Source organism: Dokdonia ponticola, from assembly GCF_042653865.1.
Classification (GTDB): Bacteria; Bacteroidota; Bacteroidia; order Flavobacteriales; family Flavobacteriaceae; genus Dokdonia; species Dokdonia ponticola.
In genome coordinates, this window is record NZ_JBHSFV010000013.1 from 128,802 (window position 1) to 139,757 (window position 10,956).

The 10,956-nt window shown below is 33.6% G+C and carries 3 protein-coding genes; all 3 read left to right on the forward strand.

The window, feature by feature from the left end; translation table 11 throughout:
- Window positions 1–3,531 carry a hypothetical protein gene (locus ACFO3O_RS18845; RefSeq protein WP_379981731.1) on the forward strand — a complete coding sequence of 1,177 codons (3,531 nt, stop codon included), beginning with the start codon at window positions 1–3 and terminating at the stop codon, window positions 3,529–3,531.
- A gap of 17 nt (window positions 3,532–3,548) precedes the next feature.
- Entirely contained in the window at window positions 3,549–4,208 is a 660-nt protein-coding gene (locus ACFO3O_RS18850) for a hypothetical protein (RefSeq protein ID WP_379981733.1), read from the forward strand.
- 276 nt (window positions 4,209–4,484) lie between these two features.
- Window positions 4,485–10,946, forward strand: coding sequence for a hypothetical protein (locus ACFO3O_RS18855; RefSeq protein WP_379981735.1), 6,462 nt, complete (start codon window positions 4,485–4,487; stop codon window positions 10,944–10,946).
- The last annotated feature ends 10 nt before the right edge of the window (window positions 10,947–10,956 follow it).

Consider the following 10,956-nt stretch of genomic DNA (forward strand, 5'->3'; position numbering starts at 1 on the left):
ATGGCACAAGCATATATATTAAATAGTGGGTCAATAGTAAGAGACGATAATTGGGAAGATGTCCAATTCTCAATAACAACCGGTTATGTGTCTCGCTTTACTAAATCTTCAACAGGTGTAACTTACATACACGTTAGAAAATCAGAATTTAGAGCATCAGATAGGATATGGTTTGAAGGAGGTTATTACCCTGAGAATGAATTTTTACGTTATATCGCTACAAGAGATATAAAATATATAAACCCTGCTTTAAAGTATGGTCATAAGAGTAATCATCAATTTATTAAAGCAGAAGAAAATGATATCATTACAACGAAGATGATCAATGTGTATTTTGATAGTTTGAATTCACTTCCACGATTAATAAGTTCATCATTTCCTTTTAATCCAAACCTTGATTACTCAGGTGTTAATTCTGTTAAGATACCAGATCCTTCTGTAGTGACAGAAATAATTGATCAGGTAACATCTAATTCAACTGCAATTAGTTTCATAAATTCAAATAAAGATCAAATTGTTTTTAGTCAAGTATTAACTGAAGAAGAAGACCAAAAAAAAGCCTTGGAATATTTAGGATTAACTGCTATTGTTATGACTAATATAATACGTAACGTATTCTCCATTTTTCCTAATCAAACACAATACAATAATCTAATTAACGCTCAAAAAAATGAATGGTCATCTTCTAGTGATCCAATTTTTTCAGAGACATCTACTCTAGAGAGTATTAAAAGCTATTTTGATTCTCTTTTGATATTCTATAAAATGAGTTATCGAAATAGTATTTTTATAGATCAAGCTATTGATCAGGACAAAATGTTTTATTTAGCACTACCTCTTACAGCAAAATCACTTTCTTTTTTAAACATAGAGATAAAGAAGAGTATTATTGATCATTTAATAGATAATAAGCTTAATTATTCTCTAACAAAAGAAGATGAGGAAGAATTTATAATTAGAATTATTAATTCTTTTGCATATGATCTAGATATAATCGAAATCAATGCTTTTTTAGAGTGGTTATTAACCGAGAAAGAAACAGTAGATAGATATTCAGATCCTAATCACATAAAGTATGATACCAAGTATAGAACATATTATGAAGTATTATACTTAAAAATGAGTTCTCCTCTGAATATTACTGTTGCTACTGCGGCATTAACTAATTGGTTATTTGAAAGTAACTGGCAACCAACCGATACAAGAGGTCTTTTTACAAAAGCGATCTATACACTTTGGATAATTAGTAAGTATAATCCTTATACCTTAGATGATAATCCACTATTAAAAGAGAACAGTATAGGTATGATTACTAGAGATAGTAATGATAATTTAATGTACGAATTAGAACCTGAAGTTCCTAATGACCCTATTACTCCAGATAATCCTGGACAGGACATTCAGTTAAGTGCAATGCCACCCAATCCAGAACCTTTATATTATTACACAAAGTATACTGCTTTTGAACAAACAGAAGAAAATGTTATAGATGGAACTAGGTATTCTTATTTTCATAAATACGATGAGGCAGCACCAATTTTAATTAATTATGAATCTAATAAAACAGCAAATTTTTATATTGATAATCATGATTTTATATTCTCAAATAACAAAATTATTGTAATCAAAGAGGTGTTAGCTTTTAAGCAAGATAATCTTGATAGTGATTACTTAAACAGCAGAGAATATGGTTATGCACGTTACGGAACATATGACATTTTTCAACCCATTACCCTATCAGGAAATGATACTACAAAAATTGAAACTAAAATCCCTATACCACTTACTGACGGTGCTACATTAGCAGCTAATGGAGATAATATTAATTCTGTTGTTCCTATGTTTATGTTAATGTATGTAGATGATGCTGGAGATAGAAGCGATGCGGAAACTGTATTTGGTTATATTGTAGACGGTATCTTAACTTTGTCAGGTATTGGTAATCTTACTAAATTTAGGCATTTAACAAAACTATCAAAATTACAATACGTTAAACGAATTATTGGAGGTGTAGAATTTACTTCAGGTATGTTGAGTTATTTAACATCTTTTATTGGAGATTGTAATGCCAATGATGAATTCTGTAAACGCATTAAAGCTTTTACTTTTTGGCTTGAGATGGCTTCACTCTCAGCCGATGCTATTACAGAGTATATGTTAAGGAAAGCAGCTCGTAATGTTAAAAATCAAAGTTTTCCAAATGATTTTGATCATACACCTACAAAGGAAAAAATAGATAGTTTAGCAAACGCTGTAGATAAGGCAGCAGAAATACAACGTTTTTTAGATAGTATAGCGAGTACTTATCCACAACTAAAAAATAAGTTAGAAACTTTAAGAGTAGATTTAGGGACAAATGGTGATGATATTATTTTTGAATTTATAGATGGTTTAGATTTAGATGAAGGTACCGAGGTTTTAGAAATATTAAACAATAATATTATGGATAGCCTAAACAATGGGCAACCAGATTGGTTGGATAATGTAACTGATATTGCAAAAGCTAGAAGGCTAGCAAGGGCTATAAATATGTTCCGAAATATTATTAGAAAAGTAAAAAATGAGCCTTTTCAAAAAACAGGAAACAAATGGAAAGGGTTTTCTCTAAATAGATGGGAGCAGCAACCTGACAAATCTTGGGTAGATTCAGGAGTTCGTTTACATTCTGATCAAGACATATATGATATGATTTATAGTGGGTTAAGTTTAGATCCTAAAATTACAGAAGTATGGGTTGAAGATATTATAGTAAAGGCATTTAGAGGTTCTAAAACTAAAACTAAACCTGAAATAATTGGAGATAAAAGAAATATTATATTAAATGATCCAGATTATGGTCCTGAATCTCAGAAGTATTTAGGCGAGTTAGGTGTAGCATCTCAACTCGGTAATAGAATACCACCACCCAATGGCCTATTATGGTGTTTTCCTGATTATAATGCTTTTTTAAACTTTAAAGACGTCATTAAAAGACGTTTACTAGAACGTTATGGAGTTGATGATATTATTACAGATATACATATCACAGGTTCCGTACATACTAAAAAGATACCTCCGCCAACTACTAATGTGGGACCACCAGATATTGATGTAGTTATTTATATGAGTCTAGATCAGATTAAAGCTATGTATCAAAAACGTATAAAACATATAGAACGATGTGTGGAGTCAAAAATATTAGATAAAAAGGGAAATTTATTACATAATAAACTAGCAGGAGAAAATCTAATTAAAGACTTCAAAAAAAGAATAGATGCAGTAGATAGTCCAGATTTTGATATTAAGAAACCTATTGGATCACAAAATTTTAGAACTATTGAAACAAATGCTAATGATAAATTAGAAGTTAGAAATTTAAAAGAGATTTTAAATCTTATAAAAAGAAATAAGACTAATGATCCATTATTTGATAATGAATTAAGTTCAATGTTAGAAGGTTTAAATCTAACAGATAGTAAAATGGATTTAAAAATTTTCCCATTAGAGTCAAAACCAACAGAGTTAAGACCAATAAGTCAAGTCACATTATAAATATAAATTAAGTTAATATGGAAATTATATACGGATTTCAAAATCTTGATCGTACAAATATTGAGGTAATGACCGAGCAACAAGCCTTACAGGAAGATTATTATCATAAGATCTTTAAAGGCGATAATGGATTGATAAAAAAGATAGAAACTTATAGTAATCAAAACTTATTAGGCATTGATTATTATTTAGATACTGGTGAGGATGAATCACAATTACTAAGTGAGTTTTACCAATTAGTAGGTTATGTTCATTTTTTTGATCGTAAAACTCCTATAGGATCTTATTTTATAGAAAGAGAGAGGCAGTATAATAAAAGTGAAAACTCTGATTCTGTTTATGACTATCATGTCCGTGTTTTTGATGCACAAGATCGTTTAGTATGCTATGCATCTACAGATGAAAATGATATTCCTTTTGTTGATCTTACTAAAAAATATCTTTACACAGACATTACCACTATTGAAACTGACGGCAATACTACTGTAGATTTATTTTATGTAGAATTTAGCTACAATGATGGCGAAATTTTAGGTATTGATGTAAGTACAGGACATTTAGTATATATGGAGAAATACCTGATAGATGACTTAGATGATATAGATGAATTATTAGAACGTTTTGGGGGCACTATTAATGAGTATAATTATTATTTACATGCTAACTGGATGCCTTAAAAATGATATGGAAATATTAAATATAGAAACATCTATTTTAGTCTAGAGTAATAATCTAATCAAAATTTTAAAATAAGTAATAGTACGCTAGTTGCGAAAATAACTAGTGATAGGGGAGAACTTTCTTCATTCAGTAAAGAATAGAAAAAAATAATTGAAATAAAGTAAGAGGTAAAATGCTTTTAGTAAGCTTTTTATGGTGGAGTTTTGTTGCTAAAAAAATAGTCAAAACTAATAATTCTATATCGATATTTCAATGAATAAAAAATAAAGAATATGTCTACAGAAGAAAATAATACAGCGGCATTAGCACAACGATTTTATCCAACATTATCCAGTGTGGTAAATCAGGATGAAATCCCAGAAATATTAGGATTTATCAAAGATGGAATTGTATTCCTCTTTGATACCATCCACTTTAAAGATTTACAATATAGCAAAAGCCCTAGAGGGGATGCGGCTTTTTACAGTTTATCCATTGTAACGAGAGATCGGATAGATATAGAAGTGCCAGGTACGGGCATATTCTTGGTGTTAAATCCTGATGCAGATGGTCCAAACATTTCATCGTTTCCTATTACCATAGATTATGAATGGAAATTGCTGGCCTATTTACGTTCTTTTAATCTGGATCAATTTGATTTCTCTCCAAAATCATTTTTTGAAACCGCTTTACGTGTATTAAGTATTTCTGAAGAACAAGCCATCGCTAACTTTATAAACACATTTACAGAACCTGTAAATGATACGACAACCGCTTTAGCGCAATTTGTCAATGATTTAAATGCTTTTAATACAGATGCAAACATCACAGCACCTACCGAGGATACAACGATTACAGATATTGTAAAAGATATTTATGCTAAAACACAGGATTATGCAACCATCATGTCTTTTGGAGCCTATATACTAACTAGTGATGTAGAAGAGACAAAAGTTAAATTAAAGACGTTTTTTAGAAGTCTTTTACCACAAGATATAGAAGAGTATATAAAAGACCTTTTACTACCTAAAGTAAAAGCCACCCTACAACTTACCGCTGGCGTTGAGTTTCCACGATCTATTCTAAAACCTGTATATGATGAAAATGGCATACATCCTATAGATGGTTCTATAGGAGAAGCGCTTACCGTGGTTCCAGAAACAGATGGAGAAGGGAACCCTAAGGTATTATTGACTTTTGGTGAGGCTTTATTTTATGCAGATACAGAAACAGGATTAGGGTATAATCTAGACATTGTGTTAAATACCAATTTCCCAGCACAAGTAGGAAATACAGGGTTGATTATTGATATCAAAAACTTGAAAATTGATATCAGTACCACCGAGAATATTATAGAAGCAGATGAAGATAATCGTCCACCAGAATTTATGGGCGTATATATGGAACGCACAGATATTTTCTTACCTAAAAAATGGTTTAAAAAAGAAACAGGACAAACCTTGGTGATCTCTGGAAGAAAACTGCTTATAGGAACTGGTGGTATGTCAGGAACCATTGCCTTACGAGCCACGCATGCTTTGGTAGATGATGTGGTGACAGACTACTTTAGTGAATATTTTGAGTTTAATTATCCACTCACGGTCGTTGTTAATAATACAGAAACAGAGATTGCTAATTATACAGCGTTACTAGCACATGTGAATACTCTGAGCGATCCTAACGAACCAAAATTAAAATATCCGTTTACGATAACAGCCCAAGGTGCTGCGATTCAGTTTAATGAAGAACAACAATTCTTTAACTATATCAATACGTTGAATCCTAATAAATTTATGTGGTTTCAGCTAGGAAGTAATCCTGAAAGAGCGTGGCGTTTAGGATTTGATGTGTTTGATTTGACATTCCATCACGGGCAAGTGATAGAATCTAATCTCCACGCACAAATACAAATTCCAAAATTTAAAGGACTTGATAATCCTAATGATGATCTGTTAATAGATCTTGTAGGACATTGGCATAGTGAAGATGATTTTAATCTAACAGCAGCCTTCTTACCTTCGGGATTACCTATCAATCTTTTCAATTTTGTAACCATCAATCTGCTTACAGCAGAACTAGGAAGAGATGAAGGCAATTTCTATATCGGGACTTCTTGTCAAATTTCTTTTAGTAATGATACCATGAATAAAATTCTGGGAGATCAAATTATTGAGATTCCACAATTACGTATTTATGATAATGGAAGTATTGAAATAGTAGGAGGGAATGGATTTATTCCTTTAAATATCTCCCTTAATCTAGGCCCTGTTGAAATGGCAGTTACAGGAATTCATTATGGGTCAACGCAGCAAGAATTCAATGGAGATATGCGAACGTATAACTATTGGGGCTTTGATGGCGCTATAAGTATAGATCCTTTAGGGATTGATGCTAGGGGAGAAGGAATTAAATATTATTATACGACAGATAATGATGAGTTTGGAGATGAAGGAGATAGCTTTTTACGTATCCAAACCATCGAAGTAGATCTAATTATTCCAGGAACGGCAGATCCAGATACGGCACTCGCCATTATTCACGGAATGGTCTCTATTCCAGAACCAGGAGACTCACCAGAGTTTGAAGGAGAAGTGAGTTTTAAGCTTCCGAAAGCAAGAATTGCAGGGGGCGCAGCTATGAAACTACAACCTAAGTATCCTGCATTTTACGTAGAAGCAGGCTTGGATTTACCAACACCCATACCATTAGGCGCGACAGGATTAGGGTTTTATTCATTTGGGGGGTTAATAGGCTATAACTATGTCACAGATAAACAAGCGGTTGGTCTCACAGAAGACGATAGTTGGTATGATTATTTTAAACATCCTGAAAAAGGAGTCAATATCCATAAATTTAGAACCCCAGAAGAATCTGATGATTTTACAAGTGCATTTTCTATAGGAGCAGGGACAGTACTGGCTACGATGGGAGATGATGGGTTCTTATTCTCTACGCGTTTAATGGCTATCCTATCCTTACCGTCAGTATTTATCTTAGATGGACGTGCAAATATATTAGGAGATCGTTTAGGGATGCTAGACAATACAGAACCACCCTTCTTTGCTTTTGTTGCCATAGGGGATAACAGCCTAGAATTTGGTTTTGGAGCCGATTATAAGATCCAGAAAACCAATGGGGCTATCTTAGAATTATATGCCGAAGCACAAGCAGGTTTCTTCTTTAATAATGCGAATGCTTGGTACATAAACTTCGGAACACGTGAACAACCCAACACAGCAAGATTATTTAAAGATGTGATCAATCTTGAAGTGCAAGCTTACCTAATGCTTTCTGCACAAGGAATGGAAGCCGGAGCACGATTAGATTGGGAATTTAAAAAACGATTCGGACCTGTAAAAGTGCATGCATATATTTATGTTGAAGTAGGCGGGTACATTAGTTTTGAACGCCCTCAAATAGGTGGATACCTAGCTGTTGGTGGAGGTGCTAAAGTAGATTTTTGGATTATCGCTGTAGAAGTAGAAATAGATGCTATTATTTCTGCCGAAGTTCCTAAACCATTCTTATTATATGCAGAAGTAGATATAAAAGGGTGTATTAAAATACCTATTATTGGGAGAAAGTGTAAAACCATTAGAGCTGAGCTAAAATGGGAGTTAGATAAAAGAGTTGATAGAACAGCTATTCCGCCACTGCCTTTTCAAACAATAGTCACAGATAGTGGAAAAGAAACAGATCGTACCAATGAATTGGTAAAAGGGATTCATATGATGACCAATGAAGTGTTTAATTTACATTATACTTCAACGACTCCAACCGTGAGTCTGGTAAATGGATTATCGGCAGACTTTATTCTTCCTTTAGATACCTATATTGATTTTAAAACTGAAAAAGCGTTAGTGCCAGGTGCTGTATCTGGAAGTGGAAAACCTATTGGAGGATACACTAATGCCCCTGAAAATCATGTAGAATTAATTCCGCCAAATCGTGTGGTGCGTGGAGGTAGAGAAATACGTCAAGTAAAGCATACATATTCTATTGAAAAAATTGAGGTATTTGCTTCTTATGAAGGAAGTAACTGGCAACCGTATCATCCCTTTGAAGCAGTCGTTAATGAAGCTGCACGACCATCGGTAACAGATTTTAAAATAGGATACTGGCAAAAAAAATCAAGACAATACGATACTATTCGCTTGTTAGCAACCACTCCTTTTACCTATATGGAAGCAGGAGAACCAGGTTGGGTCATTCCAGAAATGTTAGGCATTACACCGTCTACCTTATTCTGTAAAGAAGAAGAATTAGTCGGCAGTTGTGTTGATGTATTAAATAAAGTATTAGGAACAACCTTTTACATACCCAATGGATATATTGCTCATTTTATAAATGGTATATATGTTACGCTCGTAGGCGAAACAAGTACAGATCCTAATGACGAGGGTGTTTCAGAAGTAGATGGGGACTTTTTTAAAGTAACCAACGAAACCAATCCACACGGATTTTCAAAATCCTTAAGTATTAATAATTATAACAGTTTGGTATTAATAACGCCAGAACCTTCAGTTAAAATCAAATTAAAACTGTCTACTTATGCAGCAGGGGTAACGATTAGATATTTTAGATCGGTTCCAAATGATGACGTGATCAATACAATATATGAACAAGTATATGAAGAGTATAAAACAGCAGCGCAACTTAATGATCAAATCGTTTATGAAAATTTTGTAACTCCAATTTCTAAGGTTGTAATAGAACCCAATACACCTGATACAGTAGCGATTAATGCGCTACGTGAGCAAATAGCAGCATTATTTGTAGAAACATACAGTGATGCTTCTGGAGAAGTGACCATTTTAGAACCTAGTGACCCTGTATTGTATGCACAATTGTTAGCAGAACTTGAGGCTTTAAAAGCTGAAGCATGTACTGTAATACCAGGAGATCTTACATGTGAGAAAGATGATACATTATGCTCTATGTATGTGAGCTTAGCTTTTGATTTTTACAGTTGTATTAGTAGTGCTTATGGAGACGGTAACTCAGAGAGTTCATTTGCAAATGACTCTTTTTCACAAAGAAATACGGCTTCCGAAATACCATTAGAAATAAAATATAGAGAATATGAACATTGCTTTATTTCTTTCTTTAATACAATAAATGCTTTTAACGACTTGCATGCTAATTATAACCTTATCAGTCAATTAGAACCTTATTATAGCAGTTTACAGATGTATCCAGACGGATATTTTGATGATAACCTTAGTACTGCGGTGGGTCTAGCAGAACAGATTTTACAAATCATATATGACTTAGGGAATTGTGGTTGTACAGATCAAGATGTAGAAAAATGCTATACATCACTTCAGGAAGTTTGCTGGTTAACCCTAGAAGAGCACGAGTATAATGAAAGCATACCAGGCTCAGAAGCATTAGAAGAAGAACATGAAGCGATGGTAGCTGCTGTGTCAAAAGTAGCACAACCTATTTGGAGACCCAATACTTCGTATTATATAAAGTTTATGTTAAAAGATGAAGTAGACAATGGCGATGGGGGTGATACATTTGACTACTATTATTCGTTCAAAACGAAGGGGCCTTTAGGGCACTTTCATAAAGAGGCTAATTATGTGCCAGCAGGAGTCAATGCAGATCAATATCCTATTACATCTTTACGCAGTTATATAGATTACAACCGCTCCTATCCAAATGCAGATGGAAGTTTGCTCAAGGCGAAACCATTGTTTTATGGGAATGAAGAAGCAAAGATTGGATTGTTCTTTAACAAACCTTATGTCAATCATATGTTCCAAAGCTGGGACGCTTATGTGAATCCAACAAATAATAGTGCTGCAGATGAATTCTTTGGGGATTTACATATCGCCATTAAAGATCCTGTTACTGATGTGGTGATTCCATATCCTTTACCTGAAAATTTTCATGAGACAGTACCAGAACCAACCAATACTGGGTGGGTAGGTGATAATGATCCGCAATTGCCAGAACATATTCAAGTCATTAATAATATGATTGAAAATGGAGAACTACCCTGTGAGATAGATTTAGGAGAAACTATTGTACCACTGAGCCAAAATTACGAAGTGTCATTTACCAATTTAAAGCCTCGTAAACTCTACACAGCACTGATCTATAATGCTTTTGGGAAAGCACAAAATGACCAAGTCAGTGAGAAAGTACACGAATATGTGTTCCAAACATCTAGATACAAAAATTTTGAAGCGCAAGTCTTGAGTTATCGTACAATGGATGGTGAGGAAAGGCAACCTGCATTTTTTGATATTCCTGTGACAGTAAGTGCCGAAGAAATAACGGAAGCGTTTGATTTGGTAGATTACTTAAATACACCTGTAGATAATACATTGGAAACAGCCTATCAACACGTATTTGATCGTGTGACAGAAGGCGTGTTAGGAATCACTCCAATAGATCCACCAGAAACAACAGAATTTAATAGGGTCATTAATACCAATATAGGGGATGTTATTGGACTATTAATAAAAAATCCAGAACCTTTTAATAATCCTAAAATTCCATTAGACATCATTGATGGTAGTAGTACTCAACAAGACCCAGCTATCTCGGTAGTGAATATTGGAAGCTCTGACGAGTATCGAGTATTGTATAGTAAAGATTATGCACAGGCATTGATCATGCATACTAGTAAAAAAATTACAGTGGCAGCTTTGAATATTAAATTCTTATACAAAGTCTGGAACGGAAGCGCGTATATCACAGAAGGAGATGTGATTGCTGAGAATATTTTAATTAACGAATAAAGAAAAAGAA